Source organism: Actinomadura scrupuli (genome assembly GCF_050971785.1).
In the GTDB taxonomy this organism is placed as follows: Bacteria; Actinomycetota; Actinomycetes; order Streptosporangiales; family Streptosporangiaceae; genus Actinomadura_E; species Actinomadura_E scrupuli.
Genome location: NZ_JBPCCU010000001.1, coordinates 18,446 through 44,775, shown reverse-complemented (window position 1 = coordinate 44,775; position 26,330 = coordinate 18,446). Strand labels below are relative to the sequence as shown.

General features: G+C 71.8%; 23 protein-coding genes and 1 pseudogene. 4 read left to right on the top strand and 20 right to left on the bottom strand.

All coding sequences use genetic code 11. From position 1 onward, the window contains the following. The first annotated feature begins 77 nt into the window (after positions 1-77). Positions 78-1,595, top strand: coding sequence for a hypothetical protein (locus ACRYCC_RS00195; protein ID WP_433807363.1), 1,518 nt, complete (start codon positions 78-80; stop codon positions 1,593-1,595). 51 nt (positions 1,596-1,646) lie between these two features. On the opposite strand, the gene ACRYCC_RS00190 is transcribed toward ACRYCC_RS00195, so the two are convergent. From ACRYCC_RS00190 to ACRYCC_RS00180, 3 genes are all read right to left on the bottom strand, one after another. Further along, on the bottom strand, positions 1,647-2,855 hold the full coding sequence (locus ACRYCC_RS00190) for a cytochrome P450 (protein WP_433807361.1): 1,209 nt from the start codon (positions 2,853-2,855) through the stop codon (positions 1,647-1,649). 25 nt (positions 2,856-2,880) lie between these two features. Next, entirely contained in the window at positions 2,881-4,191 is a 1,311-nt protein-coding gene (locus ACRYCC_RS00185; protein ID WP_433807359.1) for a PH domain-containing protein, read from the bottom strand. Positions 4,192-4,646: 455 nt separating this feature from the next. After that, complete coding sequence (locus ACRYCC_RS00180) at positions 4,647-5,333, bottom strand: PH domain-containing protein (RefSeq protein ID WP_433807357.1); 687 nt, start codon at positions 5,331-5,333, stop codon at positions 4,647-4,649. A gap of 85 nt (positions 5,334-5,418) precedes the next feature. Here ACRYCC_RS00180 and ACRYCC_RS00175 point away from each other — a divergent pair, with 85 nt between their 5' ends. Both ACRYCC_RS00175 and ACRYCC_RS00170 read left to right on the top strand, forming a co-directional pair. Further along, positions 5,419-6,567, top strand: a complete 1,149-nt coding sequence (locus ACRYCC_RS00175; protein ID WP_433807355.1) for an NADH-quinone oxidoreductase subunit D — start codon at positions 5,419-5,421, stop codon at positions 6,565-6,567. 59 nt (positions 6,568-6,626) lie between these two features. After that, positions 6,627-6,896 carry a hypothetical protein gene (locus tag ACRYCC_RS00170; RefSeq protein ID WP_433807353.1) on the top strand — a complete coding sequence of 90 codons (270 nt, stop codon included), beginning with the start codon at positions 6,627-6,629 and terminating at the stop codon, positions 6,894-6,896. A gap of 27 nt (positions 6,897-6,923) precedes the next feature. Here ACRYCC_RS00170 and ACRYCC_RS00165 read toward each other — a convergent pair whose 3' ends face one another. The 13 genes and pseudogenes from ACRYCC_RS00165 to dacB all read right to left on the bottom strand — a co-directional run bounded on the left by ACRYCC_RS00165 (position 6,924) and on the right by dacB (position 20,637). Next, complete coding sequence (locus ACRYCC_RS00165; RefSeq protein WP_433807351.1) at positions 6,924-7,931, bottom strand: hypothetical protein; 1,008 nt, start codon at positions 7,929-7,931, stop codon at positions 6,924-6,926. 84 nt (positions 7,932-8,015) lie between these two features. Beyond that, positions 8,016-8,477 carry a DUF3180 domain-containing protein gene (locus tag ACRYCC_RS00160; RefSeq protein ID WP_433807349.1) on the bottom strand — a complete coding sequence of 154 codons (462 nt, stop codon included), beginning with the start codon at positions 8,475-8,477 and terminating at the stop codon, positions 8,016-8,018. Then, on the bottom strand, positions 8,474-9,037 hold the full coding sequence (gene folK, locus ACRYCC_RS00155; RefSeq protein ID WP_433807347.1) for a 2-amino-4-hydroxy-6-hydroxymethyldihydropteridine diphosphokinase: 564 nt from the start codon (positions 9,035-9,037) through the stop codon (positions 8,474-8,476). Before folK ends, ACRYCC_RS00160 begins: the two co-directional genes overlap by 4 nt. 158 nt (positions 9,038-9,195) lie before the next feature. Further along, complete coding sequence (gene folB / locus ACRYCC_RS00150; RefSeq protein ID WP_433807345.1) at positions 9,196-9,561, bottom strand: dihydroneopterin aldolase; 366 nt, start codon at positions 9,559-9,561, stop codon at positions 9,196-9,198. Positions 9,562-9,772: 211 nt separating this feature from the next. Beyond that, complete coding sequence (locus ACRYCC_RS00145) at positions 9,773-10,198, bottom strand: nuclear transport factor 2 family protein (protein WP_433807343.1); 426 nt, start codon at positions 10,196-10,198, stop codon at positions 9,773-9,775. A 28-nt stretch (positions 10,199-10,226) separates the two neighbouring features. Continuing rightward, positions 10,227-11,075 (bottom strand): dihydropteroate synthase, encoded by an 849-nt coding sequence (gene folP / locus ACRYCC_RS00140; protein ID WP_433807341.1) that lies wholly within the window; start codon positions 11,073-11,075, stop codon positions 10,227-10,229. Positions 11,076-11,085: 10 nt separating this feature from the next. Beyond that, positions 11,086-12,906, bottom strand: a complete 1,821-nt coding sequence (locus tag ACRYCC_RS00135) for a GNAT family N-acetyltransferase (protein WP_433809878.1) — start codon at positions 12,904-12,906, stop codon at positions 11,086-11,088. A 250-nt stretch (positions 12,907-13,156) separates the two neighbouring features. After that, on the bottom strand, positions 13,157-13,771 hold the full coding sequence (gene folE / locus ACRYCC_RS00130; protein WP_433807339.1) for a GTP cyclohydrolase I FolE: 615 nt from the start codon (positions 13,769-13,771) through the stop codon (positions 13,157-13,159). A gap of 5 nt (positions 13,772-13,776) precedes the next feature. Then, complete coding sequence (gene ftsH, locus ACRYCC_RS00125) at positions 13,777-15,795, bottom strand: ATP-dependent zinc metalloprotease FtsH (protein WP_433807337.1); 2,019 nt, start codon at positions 15,793-15,795, stop codon at positions 13,777-13,779. Between the two features lie 274 nt (positions 15,796-16,069). Continuing rightward, positions 16,070-16,630 (bottom strand): hypoxanthine phosphoribosyltransferase, encoded by a 561-nt coding sequence (gene hpt, locus ACRYCC_RS00120; RefSeq protein ID WP_433807335.1) that lies wholly within the window; start codon positions 16,628-16,630, stop codon positions 16,070-16,072. A 68-nt stretch (positions 16,631-16,698) separates the two neighbouring features. Then, entirely contained in the window at positions 16,699-17,682 is a 984-nt protein-coding gene (gene tilS / locus ACRYCC_RS00115; RefSeq protein ID WP_433807333.1) for a tRNA lysidine(34) synthetase TilS, read from the bottom strand. Between the two features lie 283 nt (positions 17,683-17,965). Beyond that, positions 17,966-19,051: pseudogene (locus ACRYCC_RS00110) on the bottom strand (zinc-dependent metalloprotease); the annotation flags it as partial. Positions 19,052-19,275: 224 nt separating this feature from the next. Then, a complete protein-coding gene (dacB, locus tag ACRYCC_RS00105; RefSeq protein ID WP_433807331.1) occupies positions 19,276-20,637 on the bottom strand; it encodes a D-alanyl-D-alanine carboxypeptidase/D-alanyl-D-alanine endopeptidase in 1,362 nt (453 codons plus the stop codon). 179 nt (positions 20,638-20,816) lie between these two features. Here dacB and ACRYCC_RS00100 point away from each other — a divergent pair, with 179 nt between their 5' ends. Next, positions 20,817-21,311 (top strand): inorganic diphosphatase, encoded by a 495-nt coding sequence (locus tag ACRYCC_RS00100; protein WP_433807329.1) that lies wholly within the window; start codon positions 20,817-20,819, stop codon positions 21,309-21,311. Between the two features lie 178 nt (positions 21,312-21,489). On the opposite strand, the gene ACRYCC_RS00095 is transcribed toward ACRYCC_RS00100, so the two are convergent. From ACRYCC_RS00095 to ACRYCC_RS00080, 4 genes are all read right to left on the bottom strand, one after another. Next, positions 21,490-22,701 carry a coiled-coil domain-containing protein gene (locus tag ACRYCC_RS00095; RefSeq protein ID WP_433807327.1) on the bottom strand — a complete coding sequence of 404 codons (1,212 nt, stop codon included), beginning with the start codon at positions 22,699-22,701 and terminating at the stop codon, positions 21,490-21,492. A gap of 176 nt (positions 22,702-22,877) precedes the next feature. Next, positions 22,878-24,203 (bottom strand): RNA polymerase sigma factor, encoded by a 1,326-nt coding sequence (locus tag ACRYCC_RS00090; protein ID WP_433807325.1) that lies wholly within the window; start codon positions 24,201-24,203, stop codon positions 22,878-22,880. An 87-nt stretch (positions 24,204-24,290) separates the two neighbouring features. Beyond that, a complete protein-coding gene (locus ACRYCC_RS00085) occupies positions 24,291-25,373 on the bottom strand; it encodes a saccharopine dehydrogenase NADP-binding domain-containing protein (RefSeq protein ID WP_433807323.1) in 1,083 nt (360 codons plus the stop codon). 9 nt (positions 25,374-25,382) lie between these two features. Further along, positions 25,383-26,141 carry a nuclease-related domain-containing protein gene (locus tag ACRYCC_RS00080; RefSeq protein ID WP_433807321.1) on the bottom strand — a complete coding sequence of 253 codons (759 nt, stop codon included), beginning with the start codon at positions 26,139-26,141 and terminating at the stop codon, positions 25,383-25,385. Between the last annotated feature and the right edge of the window lie 189 nt (positions 26,142-26,330).

Sequence of the window (26,330 nt, the reverse complement as noted above, 5' to 3'; positions counted from 1 at the left end):
TCGGCCTATCCGCTTGACGCGAACCCAGCTTGATCATCAGACTTCACCCCTGTTAATTCCGCATAAACGGGGAGCAAATGCATATTCGAACCTCGTCCGTCATCGGAGTGACGCTCCTGTCTGCAGGAGCGGTCACCGCGGGCGTTGGCACCGCGAACGCGGCGGTGAAGCACGGTATCTCCGTTCAGGCCATCGATCGCGGTGGCCGGTCCATCGCCGTCGACGCCCATCTGGTCAACGTCCAGACCAGCGACGGCTACGACGTCGGTCCGGGCCGCACCGTACAGGTCCCGGCCGGCACCTACAGCGTCGCCTCGACGATCTGGAGTGAGGACGGCACCGAGACCCTGGGCGTGCGGGTCATCTCGCTGTCCCGCGACACCAAGGTCGTGTTCGACGCCCGGCAGGGCCACAAGGTGCGGTTCTCGATCGACGACCCCACGGCCGAGACCCGGCTCCTGCAGCTGGTGCCGCTGGTCGGCCCGACGTGGGCACTCAATCCGATCGCCGATCAGGTGCCGGTCGACCAGACCTATCTCATCCCCACCACCAGCAAATATCTGACTCTCTTCGCCTACGCCGAACTCGAGAAGCAGGGGTCGTCACCTCAGCAGCCGAGCCCCTACCGGTACGACCTCACCCGAACGGTCAAGGGAAGCCTTCCCGCCAATCCCAGCTTCGCCTTCGCCAAGTCCAAACTGGCGCGGGTCGGCGTCACCATCCGCTCGTCCGGTGCGGGTGAGGCCGGGAGGCTGGGGCTGACCGCCGCGACGCAGTCGGGCGGCAGCCTGCCCGCCACCGCGACGACCGAGTTCGGGGCGCTGCCCGCCCGCATCACGAGCTACCGTTCCCCGGGCATGTGGCACACGCTGATCCAGTCCTCGGGCCCGTACGGCTCCGGCGGCAAGCGGATCTACGCCGGCTCCCCGTACAAGGCCGCCTCCTCCAGCGAGACCTACCGGGCCGCCGCCTGGGAGCCCGCGATCGGCACCGGGCTGGACGGGCGGTATCTCTGGCTCTGGCCGCGGACCGTGCTCAGCTCGCCCGGTCTGGGCGGAGGGCTCTCCGCCGCGACCAAACAGGTCCGGCTCTACCGGGGCGCCAAGCTGATCGCCCAGAGCACGGGCGACAAGAAGGTGCTGCTGTCCACGACGCCGTACTGGTACACGCTCAAGCTCAACGCGGCCAGGAAGCCCGGCCCCGGCCTCTCGAGCAAGGTCTCGGCGGTCTGGAATTTCAAGACCCACGGGTACGCCGACGGTCTCTCGCACGGCTCTCCGCGGCTCATCTGGGCGGGTCTGGCCCCCTGGGGACTCGACGGGAACAACAGCGCGGCGCGGGGCTCCGCCACCACCGTGGCACTGTCGGTCTCCGGGCCCGGCGCCAAGAGCCCGGTGAAGGCCCTCTCCCTCGAGGCGTCCTTCAACGGCGGCACGACCTGGAGGAAGGTGCAGCTCAAGCAGAGCGGCGCCCGCTGGCTGGCCAAGGTGACCAACCCCGGCGGGCCGGGCTTCGTGTCGCTGCGCGCCAAGGTCAAGGACACCAAGGGCAACGGCGTGACCGAGACGGTCGTCAACGCCTACGCCATCCGCTAGCCGGGTGGGCACGGCGGGTCCCCGGAGCGGGGATCCGCCGTGCGGCGGAAGTCAGACCGTGACGCGCAGGGACTCCAGGCCGCGCAGCACGAAGCCGGGCTTCCACGCGGGCTCCTCGGCGAGGGCCAGGCCGGGGGCCAGCCGGAGGACGGCGCGCATGGACTCGGCCAGCTCGATACGGGCCAGCGGGGCGCCCAGGCAGTAGTGGATGCCCAGGCCGAAGCTGATGTGCGGGTTGGGATCGCGGGCGACGTCCAGCCGGTCAGGGTCCGCGAAGACCGCCGGGTCCCGGTTGGCCGAGGCGAACTGCAGCGCCACCTCCGAACCACGCGGGATGCGCACTCCGGCGACCTCGATGTCCTCCAGGACCCAGCGCTCGAACATCGGCGCGGGGGTGTCGTATCGCAGCAGCTCGTCCACCGCCGTGGGCACGAGCGCGGGGTCCTCGCGCAGCCGGGCCAGCTCCGCCGGCTCATGCAGCAGCGACCGCCAGCCGTTTCCGGTCGCGTTGACGGTGGCCTCGTGGCCGGCGTTGAGCAGCAGCACGCAGGTGCCGATCAGCTCGTCCTCGGTCAGCCGGTCGCCGTCGTCCATCACCTGGGCCAGCGCGCTGATCAGGTCGTCGCGCGGGTTCGCGCGCCGATCCGAGGCCAGCGCGCGCAGATAGTCCGAGAACTCGGTGGCCGCCCGGACGGCGAGCTCCTGCGTCCGCGGCGACGGGTCGAGCTCGTACATCCCGCAGATGTCGCGCGACCACGGCCGCAACCGGGCCCGGTCGACCTCGGGCACCCCCAGCATCTCCGCGATGACCGTCACCGGCAGGGGCTCGGCGACCTCGGCCAGCAGGTCGCCGCCGCCCTTGGCCACCAGCCCGCCGACGAGTTCGCCGGCCAGCCGCCCGATCATCGGCCGCAGGCCCTCGACCATGCGCGGGGTGAAGGCCTTGGCGACCAGCCGGCGGAGCCGGGTGTGCACGGGCGGTTCGACGTCGAGCATCCCGGCCCTGATCAGGTCCCAGAACGGCCGCAGGAACTCGGGCTCGGCGAGCCGCCCGAACTCCTCGTGCGAGGCGACGTGCAGGTAGGAACGGCCCAGCCGCCGATCCCGCAGCAGCGCGTTCACGTCGGCGTACCGAGTGATCACCCATTGGCCCGTCGGCTCGTGGAAGAAGACCGGACGCTCCTGCCGGAGCACCGCGTACGCCGGGTACGGATTCGCTACGAACTCCGGAGAAAACGGGTCATAAGCCACATCGCCCATGTCGCCACCATATTTCCCTGGAGGATCACGCGGGGAGACGGGGCCAGCGGCCGGGGCCGGCACCGGCACGAGCGGCGCGGGCACGGCCGACGGTGGAGTCGAGGATGGCGCGGGCCTCGGCCAGCTCCCGGTCTACCGCCGCCACCTGCACCGGGCCGGGCGGGGCGTCGACGTGCACGGTGCCCACCTTCAGCAGCCGCTGGAGCGGGCCGGCGGTGAGCCGTACGCTCTGCGCCCGGGCGTGCGCGATCACGTCGAGACTCCGGCAGACTGCTCCGCGCCGGGAGACGAAAACGACGTCGTCGGTGCCCGCGGCGGTCATGGAGAACCGCCTGGTCGAGGCCGGCAGCAGCGGTACGGCGCCCACCCGCGCACCGGGGAAGACCAGGTCGGCCAGGTAGAGGGCGACATGGCGCGGGGCGACCGGCAGCAGCACCGATGACAGGGCCTGGCGCTCCCCCGCGTAGCCGGCGACGGTGACCTCCACCCGGGCCCAGCCGAACGACCGCCACAGCAGCGGCTCCACGATGCGCACCGCCTGCACCCGGCCCGGCGGCACCGTCTGCATCCGGGTCTCCAGCAGCCCGTACCGCAGCCGCAGGCCGTCCGGCGAGGTGGCCGCCGTGAAGTTGCCGTACATGATCAAGGGGGCCACCAGGGCCCTCAGCAGGCCCAGCAGGGCCGGGACGGCGGCACCGAGCACGCCCGGCTCGGCGTAGGCGATGCCGCCGACGAGCAGGACCAGGAACAGCAGGCCCGTGCCGATCACCGGGAGCCGCAGGATCAGCGCACCGAGCAGCGAGCCGAACCCCACCCGCCAGAACGGCCGCTCCGGCGCCTCCGGGGTGTGGCCGGGCAGCCCGGCCGCGCGGGCGAGCAGCTCGGCGCGCAGCTGGTGGGCGGCGGACTTGCCCAGGTACCGCAGCGCGATCTCGCCCTGGTCACCACCGGCCATCTCCACCCGCACCTCGGCCAGGCCGAACACCCGGGTGATGAGCGGCCGCACCACGTCGATGGCCTGGATGCGCGACACCGGCACCTGCCGCTTGCGCCTGCGTACGATCCCGGTCTCGACGATCAGATCGTCCCCGCCGATCCAGAACCGCAGCGCCCCCCACACCCACAGCCCGGTCAGCATGGCGATCACGGCCACCGGAACCGTCACGATCATGAAGCGCAGGAGCACCTCCGGGGTGATGTCCAGCGTCACCCCGTCCTCCGACCGCGACAGCAGCAGGGAGAACCCGATCAGCACGAAGTAGATGACCAGGATGGTGAACGAGCGCAGCGGGGCGGTGGCCCAGTGCAGCCGGTGCGTGCCCACCCCGAACCGCACCGGGGCCGGCCCATGCCACGGCGGCCGCCCGCCGGGCGGCACGAAGCCCTGCGGCCCGTATCCAGGCCGTCCATACCCAGGGGGCCCTCCGCCAGCGGGCCCATACCCAGATGGTCCAGAACCCGGCTGTCCGTATCCAGGTCGCCCGTACCCGGCTGGTCCCTGCCCTGAGGGCCGATGCCCGGGCTGTCCGTACCCCGGGCGTCCGTACCCCGGTGGAGGACCCCCGGGTGAAGGGCCGCCGGGCGGGCCGTACCCGCCGAGGCCGTAACCGGGCGGCATGAAGGTCGGCCGGCCCGGCCCCGGTGAGCCCTGGCCGGGCACTCCCTGACCGGGGGCTCCATGGCCGGGGGCTCCATGGCCGGGGGCTCCATGGCCGGGCGGACCCGTGCCCGGCGCGTCCGGCGCGGGCGGGCCGGGGGGCGGGCGCTGCGGGTCGGGGGGATGGGGCTCGGTCACAGTCCGCCGGCCCTGGCTTCACCGCGCTGTGCCAGCCGGTCGCGGAGCCCGGCGGCCTCCGCGGCCGGCAGCCCGGGGATGCGGGCGTCGGTGGCCGCCGCCGCGGTGTGCAGGCGTACGGTCGCCACGCCGAGCCACTGCTCCAGCAGGCCCGCGGTCACGTCCACGAACTGCATCCGGCCGTAGGGCACGACGACCAGGCGCCTGACGAAGACCCCGTTGGTCACCAGCAGGTCGTCCGGGCGTTCGGCGAAGCCCCAGGAGCGGTACGCCAGCTCGGTCACGATCCAGCCGAGCCCGCAGGAGATGACCACCGCCAGCAGCCAGACGCCCGCCCCCACCGGTCCCCCGCTCTGCGCGACGATCAGGGCCCCGACGAGCGCGATCGGCACCGCCCACAGCACGACCGTGATCCGGCGGTGCCAGGTGTAGCGCCTGGAGACCCGATACCAGGCCGTGCCCTCCGGTGGTGCGAACGCCGCGTCCGGCGACCCGCCGCCCGCCTCCCCGCCGTGATCATGCAATCGTTCGTCGAACGATTGCATGATCATGGCGGAGGGTGGGGGCGCCTCGGGCGCCTCGGGCGCGGCGGGGGGTTCGGCGGGCGGCTCGGCCGCCGGTCCGGCGGGCGGCTCGGGCGGCACGGACCGGTCTGGGGGAGGCTCACGCCGGCTGGAATCCATCGGGGGACAGTCAACCGGAAACCCATGGGGTATTGCGACACCTGATCGTGGCACGATGAAGTGTGACCACGCCGAGCGGACGCCCATGACGACGACACGCACAGTCGGGATCGGGGTGGGGGCCAAGGAGCTCGCCACCGAGGACATGATCCTCAACATCGGCCCGCAGCATCCGTCCACGCACGGAGTGCTGCGGCTGCGGCTGCTCCTGGACGGTGAGCGCATCTCGGCGGCCGAGCCGATGATCGGTTACATGCACCGGGGCGCCGAGAAGCTGTTCGAGGTGCGCGACTTCCGCCAGATCATCATGCTCGCCAACCGGCACGACTGGCTGAGCGCCTTCTCCAGCGAGCTGGGCGTGGTCCTGGCGGCGGAGCGCATGCTCGGCATGGAGGTGCCCGAGCGCGCCGTCTGGGCGCGGACGCTGCTGGCCGAGCTCAACCGGGTGCTCAGCCATCTGATGTTCCTGGGCAGCTACCCGCTCGAGGTCGGCGCGATCACCCCGATCTTCTTCGCCTTCCGGGAGCGCGAGGAACTGCAGCGCGTCATGGAGGAGATCTCCGGCGGCCGCATGCACTACATGTTCAACCGGGTCGGCGGTCTCAAGGAGGACCTGCCCGCCGGCTGGCTCGGCCGTGCCCGCACGACGGTGCACGGCGTACGGGCCCGGATGGGCAAGATCGCCGACCTCATCATGGGCAACGAGATCTTCCGGGCCCGCACCCGCGGGGTCGGGGTGCTCACCCGCGAGCAGATCCTGCAGTACGGCGTGTCCGGACCCATCGCGCGCGCCTCCGGCGTGGACTTCGATCTGCGCCGCGACGAGCCGTACCTCGCCTATGGGGACCTCGACGTGCGGGTCGTCACCCGCACCGACGGCGACTGCCTGTCCCGCTTCGAGTGCCTGCTCGACCAGGTCCACGCCTCGCTGGACCTCGCCGACGCCTGTCTGGACCGGCTGGCCGAGCTGCCCCCCGGGCCGATCAACGTACGGCTGCCGAAGGTGCTGAAGGTGCCCGAGGGCCACATCTACACCTGGACCGAGAACCCGCTCGGCATCAACGGCTACTACCTGGTCTCGCGCGGCGAGAAGACCCCGTGGCGGATGAAGCTCCGCTCCGCCTCGTACAACAACATCCAGGTGCTGTCGGAGTTGCTGCCCGGCACGCTGATCGCCGACATGATCGCGATTCTGGGCTCGATGTTCTTCGTCGTGGGGGACATCGACAAATAGCGTGAACCACTCGGGCTTCCCTCACGTCTTATGTCTGAGAGACCAACAAGGGAGCGAACGTGGCGGCCGTGGACGAATGGGCATCCCCCACCGATGCGGCCGTGCCGCCGTACACCAGCTTCCACGGCAGCTGGGACGCCTCCCAGCCGTGGGACGCCTCCCAGCCCTGGTCCACCGCGCCGCGCACCGGGCGGTCGGGTGCCCGGCGAGCGGTGTTCGGCGTGGTCGCGGCCCTCGCCACCCTGGCCGTGATCATGGCCGGGGTCATCGGGTTCGTGCTGTTCGTCGCCGGCCCCGCGGGGGCGGCCGGCGGCTGCGGCGGAGGCTGACCCGGCACGGGCCACCGCCGGTGCCCGTCAGGGCCGTAGCAGGTACGGCAGGTTGGCCGTGAGGAACCGGCGGGGGAACTCGTCACGCAGCCGCCAGAGCCCCGCGTCGATGACGAAGTGCGCCATCACCGCGCCCAGGTACGCCCCGTACAGCGCCCGTTCCAGGGCCATCGGCGAACCGTGCAGGTGCGAGGCGTAGCTCAGCGCCAGCCCGCCGGCGAGCGCCACGCTCAACATGACCGCCAGCCCGATCAGCCCGGACCGCCCCCGCCGCGGCGCCCCGGCGACCAGGCCGACGATCAGCAGGTACTGGTAGCCGTGTGCCACGACCAGCCCGGCCACGGCCGCGTACGGGGACGTGAAGAGGAAGACCGGCCCGAAGAACAGCAGCGAGATCAGATAGATGATCAGGAAGCCGGGCGGCCGCCGGTCCCGCCGGGTCAGGGCGTAGAGGCCGATCGCGACCCCGGCCACGAAGACCGCGCCCGCCACCGGGAACAGGAATCGGACGTGCGCGTCGAGGGCGAGCTGGAGCAGGTCCGGGTGGACCACCAGCCCGGCGATGCCGCCGACCCCGGCGATCACGATGCCCTGGCGTTCCGGCCGCCGCAGGGACCCGCTGCCCTGGGCCACTCCGGCCAGCGCCGCCAGCCCCAGGTTCTGCTTCTGGAAGTGGAAGAACTGCCAGGCGAAGTAGGCGAGCAGGGCCCAGGTGACCCACCCGGCCGGCACCACGGCCGCGGCCAGCGCCGTACCGAGGATCAGCGCGATCGGCGCGATGACGTACCGGCCCTTGTGCGCCCGGGCATGGCCGCGGATCTCCGGTAGCAGGTAGAACCAGGCCGTGGCGGCGACGTGCACCGACGAGCCGAGGAAGAGCAGCAGGGCCAGCGAGCGGCCGGGCGCCGCGGACCCCTCCGGCGCCAGCGCGATGGCCGCGGCGAAGGCGGCTGCCGAGAGCAGCGCCGTGCCCGCCAGCCAGACCCCCCGCAGCACCCCGAACACGCGTACGGGTGCGTACGCCGGCGCCACCATACGGCCCCCTCTGTCGTGCCCGCACGCCCTCGGTAACGCGGATGGCACGAAGGATGCCATACCGGGCGATCGGGCGGGGAGCCCTCAGGGGAGCCGGTTCTCCTCCTCTTCGGGCCGCTTGGGGACCCGGCAGGAGTACTCCAGGAAGAGGGCGGCACCGACCAGGACCAGGGCGGCCAGGAAGGTCCCCGTGCAGACGAAGAAGTCGCTGCGCGGGGTGGGCTTGTCCAGGGACGACCCGAGGTAGCCCACGAAGCCGCCGAAGAGCCCGACCAGCGCCGCGGCGGCGTGCGCACTGGCCTTGCCGAGCGCCGCCATCCGTACGACGACCAGCGGCTCCACCGGTTTGGTGTCGGGTTTGCGCTGGATGCGCGCCCGGATGTTCACCCCGGTCGCGGCCTCGCCCAGCGCGAGCAGCAGCAGCGTCGGCACGGCGGTCCAGGGCATCGGGGGCAGCGACACGTACGTGAAACCCAGTACCGCCCACGTGACCGCCGCGACGGCGACCGCGAGGACGACCAGGATCACGGGCCTGGTGGGCTTCACGCCGGCGGCTGCAAGGTCAGCTCGTCCCGGCGGGTGACGCCGCCGGTGCCGACCGCGGCGACCAGCTCGGTCACGGACCCGCGTCCGGGCAGGACCGCGTCGGGGTCGATGGCCGCCCACGGCACCAGCACGAACGCCCGTTCGTGGGCGTGCGGATGCGGCAGGGTGAGTTCGGGATCGTCGGAGACGATGTCGCCGAAGGTCACGATGTCGATGTCGAGCGTCCGGGGACCCCAGCGGATCACCCGTTCGCGCCGCATCGCGTCCTCGATGCTGAGCACCCGCTCGAGCAGCCGCTCCGGCGGGATCCGGGTGTCGGCCAGCACCACGACGTTGAGGAAGTCGGACTGCTCGATGCCGCCCCACGGCGCGGTCTCGTAGACCGGCGACAGGGCCACGAAGGTCAGGCCGGGCGCGTCGAAGAGCGCGTCGATGGCCTCCTGCAGGTTGTCCATGCGGTCACCGAGATTGCTGCCGAGGGACAGCACGGTGCGCTGCCGGGACAGCAGGTGCCCACCGGTCGGGGTGCGGTCGGGCTGAGGCGGATCGGACGCTGTCATGGGCGGCTCCTGGCTGTACTGGCCTCGTGCTGTTTCTGCGGTCTGTTCTCGGCCTGCGGTCTCTGGGGTCTCGTGGGTCTGTGGGGTCTCGTGGGTTCTAGGTCTCGTGGGGCTCTGGCGACGTTCGGTGCGGTGTCCCGGGCCGGTCCGCCGCGGTCTCAGGACCGCGTGCGGTGGATCGACACGGCCACGTCCGCGAACGGATGGGCGATGGGGGCGCTCGGTTTGTGCACCGTCACCTCCACCTGCTCCACCTTGGGATCATCCAGGCATACGCCCGCCAGCCGCTCGGCGAGCGTCTCGAGAAGATCCACCGGATCTCCCTCGACCACTCCGACCAGCCGACCGGCAAGTGTCCCATAATCGACGGTACGCGACAGATCATCCCCGGCCGCGGCCGGACGGACGTCCAGCCCGAGGACCACGTCGACGACGAACTCCTGGCCGAGCTCCCGCTCCGCCGGCAGCACGCCGTGCCGGCCCCTGGCCCGCAGCCCGCGCAGCTCGATCCGGTCTGAGTTCATTGCGCTCGCTCCGCTCGCGCGGTTCGGGGCGCCTGGATGGCGCACGCTTCCCTCGTCGCGTGCTCGCTCGTGCCTCGCTCCGCGCGCTCCTCGGTCCAGCGCACGCCGCGCCCCTCACAGCTCATGGCGCGCCCCTCACGGCGCACGCCGCGCCCCGCACGGCTCATCGCCGTCGCGCGGCTTGCGGGGCCCAGGTGGCGCACGGGGAGGGTCACTCGTCGTCCTCGATCTGGTTGAGCACCGGCGAACCGTGGTGCAGCCACAGCCGCCACTGCCCCTCCGAGCGCACGAAGATGTTGGTCGTCACCACCCGGCCCCCGGCCAGGAACCCCGTCTCGGTCTCCTCGTCGGCGGTGAGGATGTTCTCCGAGCAGGTCACGACCGCCTGGTCACCGTGCACCTCGGTCATCACGTCGGTCAGCACGAACTGGATGTACGGCGTGTTCGCCATGATCAGCGCCCAGGACCGCAGCACCTCGTCACGTCCCCGGAGCATGGGCCACCCCGGATGCACGCAGGTGGCGCTGGCCGCGTACGGCCCGTCCGCCCACAGCGCCGACATGCGGTCCAGATCGGCCTGCTCGAACGCCATGTAGAACTCGGCGTTCGCGGCCTCCAGGTCGGTGACAGTGCTCATGTACTCACTTCCGCTCGCCTGCTAGCGCTCACCGGGCGGCTCCGATGGCAGCGGCGATCCTCACGGCATCGGCATTGGGCCGCACATTGTGCACGCGTACGCACCAGGCGCCGCTCGCGGCGGCGATCGAGGTGATGGCCAGGGTGGCGTCGTCACAGCCGGTGAAGGGCCGCGGCGTGCCGTCGGGCGCCGCCAGCAACCTGCCCAGGAAACCCTTGCGAGAGGCTCCGATGAGGACCGGGAAGCCCAGGGCCCGGAGGGCGGCGAAATGCGCCAGCAGCGCCCAGTTGTGCTCGGGCCGCTTGGCGAACCCCAGCCCCGGGTCCAGCACGATCTTGGAGGGGTCGACGCCCGCCTCGACGACCGCCTCCGTACGGCGTCGCAGCTCGTCGGTGACCTCTCGTACGACGTCGTCGTAGTGGGCCCGGGACTGCATGTCATGGCTGTGCCCGCGCCAGTGCATCACGACGTAGCGCGCGCCGGTCTTCGCCACGATCTGCGGCATCTCCGGATCGGCCAGCCCGCCGCTGACGTCGTTGACCAGACCGGCCCCGGCCAGCACCGCCGCCTCGGCGACCTCGGCCCGCATCGTGTCCACGCTCACCTGCACGCCCTCGGCGGCCAGCGCCTCGACGACGGGGACCACCCGGCGCAGCTCCTCGGACAGCGACACCCGCTGGGCTCCCGGACGGGTCGATTCGCCGCCCACGTCCACCAGATCGGCCCCCTCGGCGACGAGCTCCAGCCCGTGCCGGACCGCCGCCTCCGGGTCGAACCAGGAGCCGCCGTCGGAGAAGGAGTCGGGGGTCACATTGACCACGCCCATGACGAGGCAGCGGCCTGGATCAGGCCGCCCCGCCACGACGCTGTCGGTCATGGCGAACAGCCTATGCCTTGGCGGAGTCTTCCCCGTCCGCCCCCTGGGCCACTGGAGACGGCCCTCCGGCGGGCAGCTTCGGAGGGCGCCGCCAGCCGGGCACCCGCAGCCTGGGCCAGACGATGAAGGCCTCCGCCTCGAGGGCGGCCAGCGCGATCCGCGGGGCGTCGTTGAGCCCCGGATAGACGAAGAAGCGCGGCTCCCAGACCGGCTGGAACTTGGCGTTGAACTTGTACAGCGACTCGATCTGGAACCAGCGCGACAGGAAGACCAGCAGCCCCCGCCAGGCCCGCAGCACGGGGCCGGCGCCGATCCGCTCCCCCCGGGCCAGCGCGGCCCGGAAGACCGCGAAGTTGAGCGAGACCTTCTTGACGCCCAGCGCGGGGGCGGCCTTGAGCGCCTCGACGATCAGGTAGTCGTTGAGGCCCGGCTGGGCGGCACGGTCCCGGCGCATGAGGTCCAGGGAGAGCCCGTCCTCGCCCCAGGGGACGAAATGCAGGAAGGCGTGGAGTTCACCGTCCTTGACGGCGGTCGCGATGGCGCACTCGCCGTCGCCGTGCTCCCCGACCCGGCCGAGGGCCATCGAGAACCCGCGCTCGGTGTCGCTGCCGCGCCAGGTGTTGGCCTGATCCCACAGGGCCTTGAGCTCGTCCGGTGCGAAGTCCCGCTCGCGCCGCACCTCCGCCTTGTAGCCCTGCCGGGCGACCCGGTTGACCATCTGCCGCACGTTGCGCATCGCGCGGCCCTCGAGGCTGAACTCGGAGGCGTCCACGATGGCCTCGTCGCCGAGTTCGAGCGCGCTCAGCCCGGTCTCCCGGCACCACACCTCGGCGCCGTGCTCGCTGCAGCCCATCACGCCCGGCACCCAGGCGTGCCGGTCGGCCTCCTCCATGAACGCGTGGATGGCGCCGGGCCAGGCCTCCGGGTCACCGAGCGGGTCCGCCCCGGCCAGCATCACCCCCGAGACGACCCGGTAGGTGATGCAGGACTTGCCGGTGGGCGACCAGATGACGCTCTTGTCCCGGCGGAGGGAGAAGTAGCCGAGGGAGTCCCGGTGCCCCTGCTTGGCGAGCAGGTCGCGGATCTTCTCCTCGTCCTCCGCCGACAGCGCCGGGGCGGGCTCGGCCGGCCGCAGGAACAGGAAGACCGCGACCAGCCCGGTGAACATGCCCAGCGCGCCCAGCATCAGGCTGAAGAGATCGTCGCGCCGGTCCGAGGTGAAGGTGACCGGCCCGTGCAGGCCGAACAGGCCCATCAGGACGTGCCGCAGCCGCTCGGTGAAGGAGTAGTCGCCGGCGAGGTAGCGGGAGTTGAACGCGATGAAGACCAGGCCGATCACGACGCTGGCCGCGGCGAGCAGGCCCCCGGTGTAGAGCGCCCGCCACCGGGTCCGCGGATCCCCGACCGCGTAGAACTCACCCCGGTAGTGGATCAGCGCGCCGAGCATGACGGCCGTGATCACCGCCTCGGCGATGGCGAGGTTCTTCACCACGTGGAAGACGATGCTCACGGCCAGCAGCACCACGACGGCGCGCCAGGCCCGGCGCTTACGGCGGCGGAGGGCGTGCGACAGCAGGAGCAGGACCAGCCCGGTGATCACCGTGGCCGTGCGGGCCGCGTTGCTGAGGGCGCCCGGGATGATCTCGGTGGCCTTGAGCATCCGGTGGTGCCACTCGGGGGCCATCCCCCCGACGACGTCCACCAGCCCGGTGAGCATCGCCAGCCAGCCCGCGACCGCCGGAACCCACCGGCGCCGCCGCCTGCGGTCGACCGCGGCGCCCGCGGTCTCTGGCCTGGCGCCGTCCGGGCCCTCGTGCTTCGTCTCCACCATCACGGCCCCAAAGACTAACCAGCCCCGCCCTTCCCCGCCTCCCCGCCGACGAGGCCGGAACGGGACGGCAAGGCCACATCCATCACACTCAACACTAGAACGGACGCGACGACTCCGGTTCCGTTACGCTCCCTCGACGCGCGGCTCGGCCAACACAGTGTGGTACGGGTCCGGACGGGATCCCAGGAGCCCCGGAGTGACAGTCACGGACCGGCCGGGGCCACCGGGGCCCAGGGCGGGTCCTGGCGGGCTACGGCCGGCCGAGGATGAGGCTCATCGCCTCGGCGCGGGTCTCGGAGTGCTCCCGGAAGTCGCCGCGAACGGCCGACGTCACGGTCTTGGCACCCGGTTTGCGCACCCCGCGCATGGTCATGCACAGGTGCTCGGCCTCGACCACCACGATGACGCCCCGGGGCTCCAGGACCCGCATCAGCGCGTCGGCGATCTGGCTGGTCAGCCGCTCCTGGACCTGGGGGCGGCGGGCGTAGACGTCCACCAGGCGGGCCAGCTTGGACAGCCCGGTGATGTGTCCCTGCTTGTTGGGGGTGTAGCCGACGTGGGCGAGCCCGTGGAAGGGCACCAGATGGTGCTCGCAGGTCGAGTAGAGCTCGATGTCCTTGACCAGGACCATCTCGTCGTGATCGCCCTCGAACACCGTCGTCAGCACGTCTTCGGGGGTCTGCCGCAGCCCCGCGAACTGCTCCGCGTAGGCGCGGGCGACCCGGGCGGGGGTGGCACGCAGCCCGTCGCGGTCGGGGTCCTCCCCGATCGCGATCAGGATCTCGCGTACCGCACGTTCGATGCGAGGGTGGTCGAAGCCGGAATCACCGGCTTCGACCACCGGCTCGTCGGGTACCAGGGTCACGTCGATCAGCTCTCGTGCTCACCCTGTACGGAATCGGGCACGGATCCCGAGGTGGCCTGGCCGTTGCCCTGGCTCTTGGTCAGGTCCGCGACGTCCTTGGGGCCCATCAGGGCCAGCTCCTTGGGCGTCAGGACCGGCGGCCGGTCCGAGGGCACCCGCTTGCCGTAGCCCGTGTAGGACTTCTGCAGCGGGAGCTTCTCGATCGGCGCGAAGACCGCGAGCACCTGGTCCTTGGTCAGGGTCTCCTTGTCCATGAGCTGGAGCACGAGGTCGTCGAGCACGTCGCGGTAACGGACCAGGATCTCCCAGGCCATGTCGTGCGCCGACTCGATGTAGCGGCGGACCTCGTCGTCGATCGCCGAGGCGATGTCCTCGGAGTAGTCGCGCTCGTGTCCCATGTCGCGGCCGAGGAAGACCTCACCCTGGCCGGTGCCGAACTTACGGGCGCCCAGCCGCTCGCTCATGCCGTACTCGGTGACCATGTTGCGCGCGATCGAGGTGGCCTTCTCGATGTCGTTGGCGGCACCGGTGGTCGGCTCGTGGAAGACCAGCTCCTCGGCCGTACGGCCGCCCAGCAGCATCGCCAGCTGGTCGGTCATCTCCGAACGGGTGGTGAGGAACTTGTCCTCCATCGGCAGGGTCATGGTGTAACCCAGCGCCCGGCCGCGCGGCAGGATCGTCACCTTGTGCACGGGGTCGGCGTTCGGCAGCGCGTGCGCCACCAGAGCGTGACCACCCTCGTGGTAAGCGATGATCTTCTTCTCGGACTCGGACATGACCCGGGTCTTGCGCTCCGGGCCCGCCATGACGCGGTCGATGGACTCCTCGAGCGTGGCCATGTCGATCTGCCGGCGATCGAACCGGGCGGTCAGCAGGGCCGCCTCGTTGATCACGTTGGCCAGGTCGGCGCCGGTGAACCCGGGGGTCCGCCGGGCGATGATGTCCAGCTCGACGTCCGGCGCGAACGGCTTGCCGCGCCCGTGCACCCGCAGGATGCCCTTACGGCCCTCGAGGTCGGGCCGGTCGATGACGACCTGGCGGTCGAAACGGCCGGGCCGCAGCAGCGCCGGGTCGAGGATGTCGGGCCGGTTGGTGGCGGCGATCAGGATCACGCCGCCCTTGACGTCGAAGCCGTCCATCTCGACCAGCAGCTGGTTGAGCGTCTGCTCACGCTCGTCGTGCCCGCCGCCGAGGCCTGCGCCACGGTGCCGGCCGACGGCGTCGATCTCGTCGATGAAGATGATCGCCGGAGCGTTCGCCTTGGCCTGCTCGAACAGGTCACGGACCCGGGAGGCACCGACACCGACGAACATCTCGACGAAGTCGGAGCCGGAGATCGAGTAGAACGGCACCCCGGCCTCACCGGCCACGGCGCGGGCGAGCAGGGTCTTACCGGTGCCGGGCGGGCCGTAGAGCAGCACGCCCTTGGGGATCTTGGCGCCGATGGCCTGGAACTTGGCCGGGTTCTGGAGGAAGTCCTTGATCTCCTCCAGCTCCTCGATGGCCTCGTCGGCCCCGGCCACGTCGGCGAACGTGGTCTTGGGGGTGTCCTTGGTGATCAACTTGGCCTTGGACTTGCCGAAGTTCATCACCCGCGAGCCGCCGCCCTGCATCTGGTTCATGATGAACAAGAAGATCAACACGACCACCACGATGGGCAGCAGGCTGAACAGCAGGTTCAGGAAGAAGCTCTGCTTGGGCACCTCGACGTTGTAGTTACCGGGGAGCTTGCCCGCATCGGCCTGCTGCTGGAGCAGCTTCTGGAGCTCGACCCCCTGTCCCTCGACCCACGAGGCGGACATCTTCTTGCCGCCGTTGGCCTTGTTGAGGGTGACCTCGATCCGCTGATCCTTGTCGATGATCTTCGCGGAATTGACCTTGCCGGTCTCGATGGCAGAAATGACCTTGGAAGTGTCGGCCTTGTCGGACGAACTGGGGTTGACGCCCCAGAAGACCAGGGCCACCAAGAGACCGAACAACAGGACCCATAGCAGTGGTCCGCGGAAGTAGCGCTTCACGTCCATTTATCCGGTAACCCCTTCCGGGGCCCTTCCTCCTGACCAGCGTCTGTGAAAACCTCACCGGGCCCGACGGCCCGCCGAGGCGACCTCCCAAAGTGTGACCGCCCCGCTTTGCAGCCGGGACACCGAAGGTACACCGGCATGAGAAGGGGCGCAGCCCGCGCACTTCATCGATCCATCCCGGCGCACTCACACTTCGGAACGTGCAACGTCCCGCCCAGTCTGGTTGTTCCCTGGGGCGTTCGGTCTGCGTTCCACCGTACTGTCAGGACGGCGGTTATGCCCGTCCACCGTAGACGTGCGGGGCAAGTGTCCCGACGAAGGGCAGGTTGCGGTACTTCTCCGAGTAGTCGAGGCCGTAGCCGATGACGAACTCGTTGGGGATATCGAACCCGATGTACTTGACGTCCACCTCGGTCTTGACGGCCTCGGGCTTGCGCAGCAGGGCACAGATCTCCAGCGAGGCCGGATGCCGCGACTGCAGGTTGCTGACCAGCCAGGAGAGCGTCAGACCGGAGTCGACGATGTCCTCCACGATCAGCACGTGCCGGCCCGAGATGTCGGCGTCGAGATCCTTGAGGATCCGCACCACCCCGGAGGACTTGGTGCCCGAGCCGTACGACGACACGGCCATCCAGTCCATCTCGATCGGCGTGTGCAGCGCGCGGGCCAGGTCGGCCATCACCATCACCGCGCCCTTGAGCACCCCCACGATGAGCAGGTTCTGGCCGGTGTAGTCGGCATCGATCTGTGCGGCCAGCTCCCGGATCTTGGCTTGCAACTGATCTTCTGGAATGAGCACCTTCGCAAGGTCGGCACCCAGGTCCTTCTCTTCCACCCCACCCCGCCTCTCCATGATCAACGGCACGGTGGCCGTTCTTCCCCCGCCCGGCCGGACATGCACGCTCACCTGGGGCCGGACGGGCCGAAGAGCAGCTTGCCATACCGGCGGAACACTCGTACTCCCCCGGGCAGGTCAACGTGCCGCTGCCCGTGCCAGGCCGTGACCAGCCGATCCATTTCCTCGACATGAGCGGCGGCGAGCCCGCCCGGTGACCCGCCCGCCTCGATGGCCAGCCTCCGCAGCACCCGGGTCCGTACTGCTCGCGGCAGCTCGGCGAGCGCGGCGACGTCCGGCTCGCGGACGGTGGCGGCCCAGGCGTCCAGGGCGTCGGCGTCGTCGCGCAGCAGCCTGGCCGTACGGGCCAGCGCCTCGGCCATCCCGGGCCCCAGTGCCTGCTCCAGGGCGGGCAGCGCCTCGCACCGGACCCGGACCCTGGCGTAGGAGGTGTCCGTGTTGTGCGGGTCGTCCCAGGGGCTCAGGCCCATGGCCAGCGCGGCCCGCCGGACGGTCGCCCGGTCCAGGCCCAGCAGCGGGCGCCGGTAGCGGACCGGGCCGCCGTCGCCCGGCGACGCGCGTTCGAACGCGGCGGGCATCCCGGCCAGCGACCGGGCCCCCGAGCCGCGGCCCAGCCCGAGCAGCACGGTCTCGGCCTGGTCGTCCAGGGTGTGCCCCAGCAGCACGGTGGCGTCCAGCCGGCGGGCCGAGTCGTCCAGGGCGGTGTAGCGCGCCGCCCGGGCCGCCGCCTCCGGCCCGCCCGGGCCGTCCACCGTCACCGCGACCGAACCGGACGGGTCCAGGCCCAGCCCGCGCATGATGCCCACGACCTCGTCCGCGCGCTCCGCGGAGCCCTCCTGCAGCCCGTGGTCGACTGTGACACCGCCGGCCTGGTGCCCGGAGCGGGGCGCCTCGAAGGCCAGCGCCCCGGCGAGGGCGAGGGAGTCGGCGCCTCCGCTGCAGGCGGCGAGGACCATGTCGCCCACCGGGAGGCCGGCGAGCACGATGCGCACCGCACGCCGGACGGCCGCGACGGCCGGATCAGGTCCCACCCGCGAGTCTTCCCGCGCCCGCTCAGCCGGCGCCGTCGCCCGGCTTGTCACCGGAGTCCGGGCCGCCCGGCCCGGTGCCCGCGGACGCGGGACCTGGCCGGACGGGGTCGGCGGGATCGGGACGGACGGAGCCGGGGCCGGCGGGGTCGGTGCCCGCGGAGGCCGGGTCGGCGGGGTCCGGGGTGCCGAGCCGGGGGCCGGGAGAGTCGAAGGCACCGAGGTCGGGGCCGCCGGGCTCGTCGGCGGCGCCCGCGACGAGCTCGGCGGGCTCCTGGCCGGGCGCCGTCACGATCAGGGTGCCGGTGATCCGGGCGATCCAGGCGGGCGGGTCCTTGATCTCGTCATGGGTGGGCAGCGACTCGGGGGACGTCCAGACCTTGTTGAACCCTTCCATCCCGGCCTGCGCGACCACCTCGCGGACGAAGTGCGACCCCTCGGCGTACTGCTTCATCTTCAGATCGATGCCGAGCAGCCGGCGGATGGTCTTGTCCAGCTGCGAGCTGCCCTCGCGGCGGCCCTGGAACCGGGACCTGATCTCCGCGACCGAGGGCACCACCTGCGGGCCCACCGCGTCCATCACATAGTCGCCGTGGCCCTCGACCAAGGTCATCACCGCGGTGAGCCGGCCGAGGATCTCGCGCTGCTCCGGCGACTGGATGGCGTCGATCAGGTTGGAGTCGCCGCCGCGCACCGCGTCCGCCACGGCGTCGGCGACATCGCGCAGCCGCTCCAGCAGGGCACCCGGATCGAGGTTGGAGGCCAGCAGGAACTCGGTCATCTGCTCCTGGACGTAGGTGCGCAGCCACGGCACGGAGGCGAACTGGGCGCGGTGCGTCTCCTCGTGCAGGCACACCCACAGCCGGAAGTCCCGGGAGTCCACCCCCAGCTCCTGCTCGACGTGCACGATGTTGGGCGCGACCAGGGTCAGCCGGCCGGTGGGCGCCCGGCCGTCGGGGTCCGGCGGCAGGAACAGCTCGTACTGGCCGAGCACCCGGCTGGCCATGTAGGCCAGCAGCGCGCCGACCTGGGCCCCGGTGACCCGGGAACCGACGGCCTGCATCACGAACCCGCCCGGGCCGCTGCTGAGCGGCCCGGATCCGCGCTTGGCGGACAGCTGGTCCATCAGGGGCTCCAGTACCACCCGGAAACCGTCGACGTTGGCCCGGATCCAGCCCGGCCGGTCGACCACCACGGCCGGTGACGGATCGAGCGCACCGTCCATGCCGGTGAAGTCCCGGACGTGCCCCTGCGCCACCTGCGAGAGCTCGCGGAGCTCGGTGACGACCTGGTTCGCCTCGTCCTGGCTCACCTGTGGCCCAGGGCGCACCAGACGGGTGCCCGTCTGGACGGCCGTGTTCCAGTCGATCATTGTGCTCACAGCGACTCACTCCGCTCGACGTCCATGCACATTGCCGCGTTCTCCACCGTACGACGTTCGACTGTGCCAACGATCGAACGCCCAGGTTTTCTCCCCACCCGAAGCCAGCCGAACCGGATCGAGCGTGAGAAACCACACGTCATGGGCGGCGGGATGCCAGGCGGGGATGGACGGCGCGGGCCAGTGCGACCCGGCCCGGGACCGGCGGGAAGCGGCTAGCAGCCGCAGCCCGCGACGGCGGTGGCGAGCTGGTCGAGCGAGCCCCGGATGGCGCCGACGTCCTGCACCCTGTTGGCCATGAACGCGAAGGCCAGCAGGCGGCCGTCCGCGTCGTAGGCCAGCCCGGCGAGGGTCGTGACGTCCGAGAGCGTGCCGGTCTTGGCCCGTACGAGACCGGCGGCGCTCTGCGTGCCGGGCCCGAGGTAGCGGCCGGAGAGCGTGCCGGAGAATCCGGCGACCGGCATACCGGTGATCACTGAGCGCAGCTCGGGGTGCCCGCCGGACGCGGCCAGCGACACGATCCTGGCCAGCGCCTCCGGGGTGATCAGGTTCTTGATCGACAATCCGCTGCCGTCGAAGGTCTGCACGCCCTGGGACACGCCCAGGGCCAGCAGTTCGTCGTGCACTCCCTTGGCGACTCCGGCGAAGTCGGGGGTCAGCCCCTGCTTGATCGCGACCTGCCGCGCCATCGCCTCGGCCAGGTCGTTGTCGCTGGTGGTCAGCAACTGCTCCACCAGCGCGGACACCGGCGGCGACTGCACGGCGGCCAGCTGGGTGGCGCCCTTGACGGAGATCACCCGGCTGCCCGTCCGGACGGTGATCCCGAAGCGCTGCAACTGACGGCGGAAGACCTGGACCGCCGTGGTGACGGGCTCCTGGACCCGCGGTGCCGTGTCGGCGCCGGGGGTGACGCGCCCCTCGTCCACCATGAGCGCGGTGACCGGTGCGGCCTCGCCGTCCCGGAGGTAGTTCGGCTTCCAGCCGGGAGCGGTGCGCTGCCCCTCGTACAGCGAGGCGTCGTAGTCCAGTCGCACCTGGGTCCGGCCGCTCTGCCTGAGCACGGCGGCGGTCTGCCGGGCGAGGTCGACGATGGAGGCCGGCCGGGGGTAGGCCGCCGCCAGCCGCGCGGGCGTCAGCGCGGGCCCGGCCAGCGTGGGGTCGCCGCCGCCGACGAGCACGATGCCGTTCCCGGTCGCGCTCTGCACGACCTTGGTGGTCAGCCGGTGGTCGGGACCGACGGCCGCCAGCACCGCCGTGGAGGTGACGAGCTTGGTCGTGGAGGCGGGCACCGCCGCCTGCGCGCCGCGCTGGTCGAACAGCACCCGCCGGGTGGCGGCGTCGATCACCACCGCGTTGATCTCCGGGCGCATCAGCCCGGCGAGCCGGGAACTCAGCGCCGCGGCGCCGGGCACGGGCGCCTCCGCGTCGGCCGCGGGCAGCGCCGCGACGTTCGATCCGACCAGGTCACGGCCTGCCACCGTGGCCGGGCGGGGCTCGAGGTCCCGGGTCGGTGTGAGCTTGACCACGGCCACAGCGGCACCGACGGTGAAGATATGGAGAAGAAACAGTGTGACCATGGCCACAACCCGATCTCGTCTCAGCACCAGACCCCCCTCCTCCCCACCCAGCAGTCCTCAGCGTGCGACATTCTTATATCGGCAACACTCACCCCATGGGGCTTCGCCCCCAGGTAACCCCGACAATTGACGTAAGTATCGTGCATCGTGCATCGACCGCGCGGGGAGCGGAGGACATAGTGGAATTCGACGTCACCATCGAGATCCCCAAGGGCCAGCGCAACAAATACGAGATGGACCATGTGACCGGCCGGATCCGGCTGGACCGCATGTTGTTCACCTCGACGCAGTACCCGGCCGACTACGGATTCGTGGAGGGCACACTAGGCGAGGACGGCGATCCGCTGGACGCCCTGGTGCTGCTCCAGGAGCCGACCTTCCCGGGGTGCCTGATCCGCTGCAGGGCGGTCGGGATGTTCCGGATGACCGACGAGGCCGGCGGTGACGACAAGGTGCTCTGCGTGCCATCGACCGATCCGCGCAGCGAACACCTGCGTGACATCCACCATGTTCCGGAGTTCGACCGGCTGGAGATCCAGCACTTCTTCGAGGTCTACAAGGACCTCGAGCCGGGCAAGTCGGTCGAAGGCGCCTCCTGGGTCGGCCGGGTGGAGGCCGAGATCGAGATCGAGCGGTCGCGCAAGCGGGCCGAGGAGCTGGATCACGGGCACTGACCGCGACTCCGATGGCCGGCCGCACGGCTGAGCCGTGCGCGCCCGACCGGCAGTACGGCGGTCCGGTGCGTGATCACGTGACCGTTCCCCCTCGATGCGCGTCCGCCGAGTGCCGGGAGAACGACCGCAGTGATCACGTACCGGACGGTCCTCGCCTCCCGGGTGCCGGTCCGGCCCATCAGCCGGCCGGGCGGGTTGCACCGATGAAGCCGCTGCGCCAGATCGACGAGATGCGGACCCGGCCGCCGGTGTAGGGCGCCTCGACCATCTGCCCGTGGCCGATGTAGAGGCCCACGTGATGGATGGTCCGCGGGTCGCTGGTGTTGCTGGCGAAGAAGACCAGGTCGCCGGGCCGGAGCTGGTCGGCCGGGATGTGCGGCCCGGAGGTCCACTGGGTGCCGGTCCAGTGGTCGAGCCGGACTCCGGCCCGGTTCCAGGCGTAGAGCGCCAGACCCGAGCAGTCGAAACCTTTGATCCCCGAGCCCTGGGCGATGCCGTAGGTGGGGCCCGAGCCGGTGCCGCCGCCCCAGGAGTACGGCGTGCCGAGCCGGCTCAGTGCCGCGCGCACCGCGACGGCACCCCGGCTGGAGCCCAGCGCGGCGAAACGCCCGCCATGACGGGCCCAGGCGGCGGCCGCACGGGTCCGTTCGAGTGCCAGCTCGCGGCGCCGGCCGAGATCCGCGGCGTGCGCCTGGGCCTTGCCGAGCTGCTCGGCCAGCTCCGCCTTGACCTGCTCGATCCGCTCGACCTCCGAGCGCTGCCGCGCCACCGCCGCCTCGGCGGCCCGCCGGGCCTCCTCGGCGGCCTCGGTCGCCGCCCGCTGGGCGCGCACGGCGGCCTGGGCCTGACCGCGGAACAGGTCGGCGACCACCTTGGCGGCCCGCAGCCGCTGGACCACCCCCGCCTGCCGGCCGGCGAGCACCTCGACCATGCCGGCGCGGTCCAGGAAGCCCTGCGGCCCGCCCTCGCCGGAGACCGCGGCGGTCAGCCCGTTGAACCCGGTGTCCATGCGGTACGCCTCGCCCGCGAACGTCGCCAGCTCCGTGCGGAACCGCTGGTAGCTCTCCTCCGCCCGGAGCACGCGCTGCTGCGCGGCCTGACTGTCCCGGTCGGCCCGCTCCAGCTTGACCTGCTCGCCGTTGTAACGTTCCATCGCCAGCTCGGCGGTGTCGGCGAGGTGGTCCAGCTCGCCGTCGGCCTGGGCCAGCCGGGCCTTGATCCGGCCCACCGCCGCGGCACGGTCCCGTACGACCTGTTTGCTCTTGGCCACCTCGCGCGCGCTGGGCGCGGGATCGGCGCCCGCGGAGCCGCCGGCGGCCGCCAGGACGAGGACCGCGCTCGCCGACAGGGCGGCCAAAGAGATCTTCCGGCGCCTTCGCGGTGGCAGCACAACGGTCCCCCTTCCCCGATCAGCTCAGCGTCCGCGTGTGATGACCAAGAGTAATCAATCCAGGTCGCGAAGTGAACAACGATCACACTGGACTCAGGGGGCACTACCCTCTCGCTGCGCCCCGCACACCACACGCGTCACATCGAGCGATCTTGGACGGCACCTGTGCCGCTCTGTCAGGGCGCCGGTGGGGAGGCCGGCGCGGAGGGGTCGGCGGACGGTGTGGAGGAGGGCGGTTGTGCGGTGCCGGTGGGGGTCGGGCCCGGGACGGTCGGGCCCTGGCTCGGCGAGGCACCGGGCGGGCCCTCCCCGGCCGGTTCGCCGGGGGCATGGGGCCAGACCGGCCAGGACTGGTGGACATGGACCGGCGGCGACTGCGGCGTGGCGCCGGGGACGGGCGCCTGCCTGACCCCCAGCGGGCCGACCGTCCGTGCCGGGGCACCGCCGGACTCCTGCCCGATGCCCCGCGGAGCGGGCGCGGTGGCGACCCCGGGCCGGGCGGTGACGGTGGGCCGGCCCCGGGAGGCGATCGTGCGGACGTCGCGGGACCGTTCACAGACCAGGCCGGCCAGCGCCGAGCCGAGCAGTCCCAGGGCGACCAGTGCCGCCACCACCACCATCGTCCTGGTCCGCCACCGGCGCCGGCGCCGACCCGTGGCGGCCCCCGGGCCGCTCCTGGCGGGCAGCCGCCCGCGCGGCCGGCGGGGGAACCCGCTCGAGCCGAACTCACCGGTCCTGGTGGCGACGAGCAGGCGGTAACCGGCCAGCTCGGGGTCGGTGAAGCAGCTCATCACCAGGGCGCGCAGCTCCTCGGGCGGCCGGGCCGTGGGCAGCATGCCGTAGACCTTCGCCGCGGACACCGTCCGCTCCCGATGGGCGCCACAGACCTCGCAGGCACGGGCGTGCAGCACCAGCCGGCCGCGGAGGTCCGCGGTGAGCTCACCGCGGCGGCCGACGAGAATGGCCGCCCGCCCGTCGCAGCCGTACGGCCCCTCGTGCGCCAGGAGTTCGGCGGTCAGCGCCGCCTCGAGCTCGGCGTGGGCCTCGTCGAGCGCCTCCGCCAGGTGTTTCACGGGCAGCCCGGCCACGGCGGACAGCTCGGCCTCCGGCAGCCCGTGCCGCTCGCACAGGTCCAGGAGCTCCCGGCTGAGCGGCGTCAGGCTCATCACCGCCCGCCAGGCCATGATGCGCTGGTCGACATCGGCCTGGTCGTGGGTGGCGATCGGCATGTCCGGCTTCTGGTTGGGCAGCGGCAGCCGGCGGCGGCACTCCTGCCGGGCGATCGCGTACAGCCAGGGGCCGAACCGGCCGGGGTCACGGAGCCGGTCGATGTGCGCCTCGGCCACGATGAGCGTGTCGCGCAGCGCCACCTGGGCGGCATCGTGGCCGCGCAGCTGGAACCAGCAGTAACCGTAGATCCGGGCGCAGTAGGAGTCGTAGACCGCGCCGACGGCGTCAGGGTCTCTCGATTGCAGTGCCTCGACCAGTAGACGGTCATCCATATCACCGAAGGTAGGTGTTCGACCACGCTCCGTTCGGTGGTTTCCCGGGAATCGGCCGCCGGTCTCGGCTAAATTGGGCCCCCTCGCTCAGCCCGACACCCGGGCGATCCCGGCTTCCGCGCAACCGGCCATCAGCGCGCCCAGCCCGAAGGCCTCGACCGGCCCGACCGCGCCGGTGCCGCTCGTACCCCCGTCGAGGGACTGGCGGGCTCCCCACGCCAGCAGGCGCGCACTGAACTCGTAGGGATCGGTGCCGGACAGATGGACCTCCGCGAGCGGCAGGCCGGTCGCGTCGTAGACGATCGCCACCACGCGGGCGGTCAGGGTCGCCCGGTGCGGGCGGCGCCGGGCGAACCGGGCCATGAGCCGCAGGCTGGGACGGCTTACGGCGGTGATCAGCGGGCTGGGGATCCGCGCCGCCAGCCGGGTCGCCGCACCCAGCATGCCGGTGTAGACGTCGATCGCCTGGAGCTCGGGGTTCAGCCGGGGCAGCGTGAAGTGCTCACCGGCCGCCACGGTCGCCGCGGGGCGCGTCCGGTCGCCGACGACGAAGTCACGCACCTGGGGGCGCCCCTGCGGGACGATGCCCTTGCGATAGGTGTATCCCGGGAGGCCGAAGATGGGGGCGATCGACTCCAGGGTGCCCGCGCTCGCCCTCGGCCACAGGCTGCCGCCGCCGACGAAGTAGGCGACGTCGACCCGGGACGCGGCGTCCCCGATCTCGTCGAGCCCGATGGCGGCGGCGAGCGTGCCCGCGACATAGCAGTAGGCCATCGCGGGGATGAGGGTGGCGCCCCGCCGCTCGGCCCGCGGGCCGTACACCTCGAAGACGTCCTGGACGAACGGCGCCTCGCCCGCCGTGTCGAGGTAGATGGCACCCGCCTCGATGGCAGCCTTCAGCGGGAACGCGCCATTCCGCATGAAGGGACCGGCGGTCGTGGCCAGCACATCGCCCGGCTGTACGAGGGCGCGCATCGCGGCGGGGTCGGTGGCGTCGGCGACGGCGATCGGCACATCGCCGCCGAGCTCGGCCGACAGCCTGCGCAGTGCGCTCCGGTCACGGCCCACGAGCACGGGGCGGGCTCCCGACTCGGTCAGCGCGCCGGCGGCCAGCCGCCCGAGGGAGCCGGTGGCGCCGAGAAGAACGATACGACCGCTTGGTTCGGTCATACCCGGAGGTTACTGGCGAGCCACTCTGTACCGGTAGCTTCCCTCACTCATCATCGGTGGCAGAACCCGTTCCGCCGCGGCGGCGAGCGCGGCGACCTCCGCCCCCGTGAAGATCACCGGTTGCCCGTCGATGAAGCGCGCCAGCCGCCGGACCGGCTGGAACGTGACACCACCGTGGCTCAGCCCGCCCCGGGGCAGCCGGGCTCCGTGCACGGAGACCACCGGGACCACCTCGACGATCTGGTCGAGCTCGTGTCCGAGGACCACCGCGACCGTCTTCGCCGCCTGGGCCGTCGTGGCGCGCAGGCCGATCAGCGGCCGGCGGCCGGCCCACACCCGGCGGTGGTCGGCCCAGATCCGCATCCCCCAGGTCCAGCGCCGGCTCGCGATCGCGTAGACCCCGGTGAGCCCGATCACCAGATGGTCGAGGTTGACCGTGGGCGTGTCCGGCAGCACCCGGTCGTGAAGGACGCGGAAGGCGGCCGGGTCGAGCCCGGCCAGGCGGCGGCCGGTGCGCCGCTCGGCCAGCGCGCCCTGCCGCCAGCTGGTGGCGGGGCAGGACCGGTTGCGCAGGTAGAGGGCGTGCGCGCCGAACAGCAGGACCGCCGTGGCCAGCCCCGCCCATACCCCGCCCAGCGCCGCGACGAGGGTCCCGCCGGCGCCGGCCAGCACGAACCGGACGACGACCCGTTCCTGGCGGTGCTCTCCGGACAGCATCTGGTAGCGCGCCCACGCCGAGGCCCCGGCGCCGCTACCCGCTCCGCGCACCGAGCCCTCCTCCCGGAATCGCCACCTGTGGCACTGAGGCCAGGGTGCTGTCAGGAGAGTGATTGTTCAAGGACTTTGACCAGGTCGTGGCCGCCTTCTCGCCCGTCCGATGAGCTCTTGTCATCCGCGACATCCGGTATGCGAAAAATGCCGTGGTCTGCCCAGCGCCATGGTCTGTCCCGCAGGCGA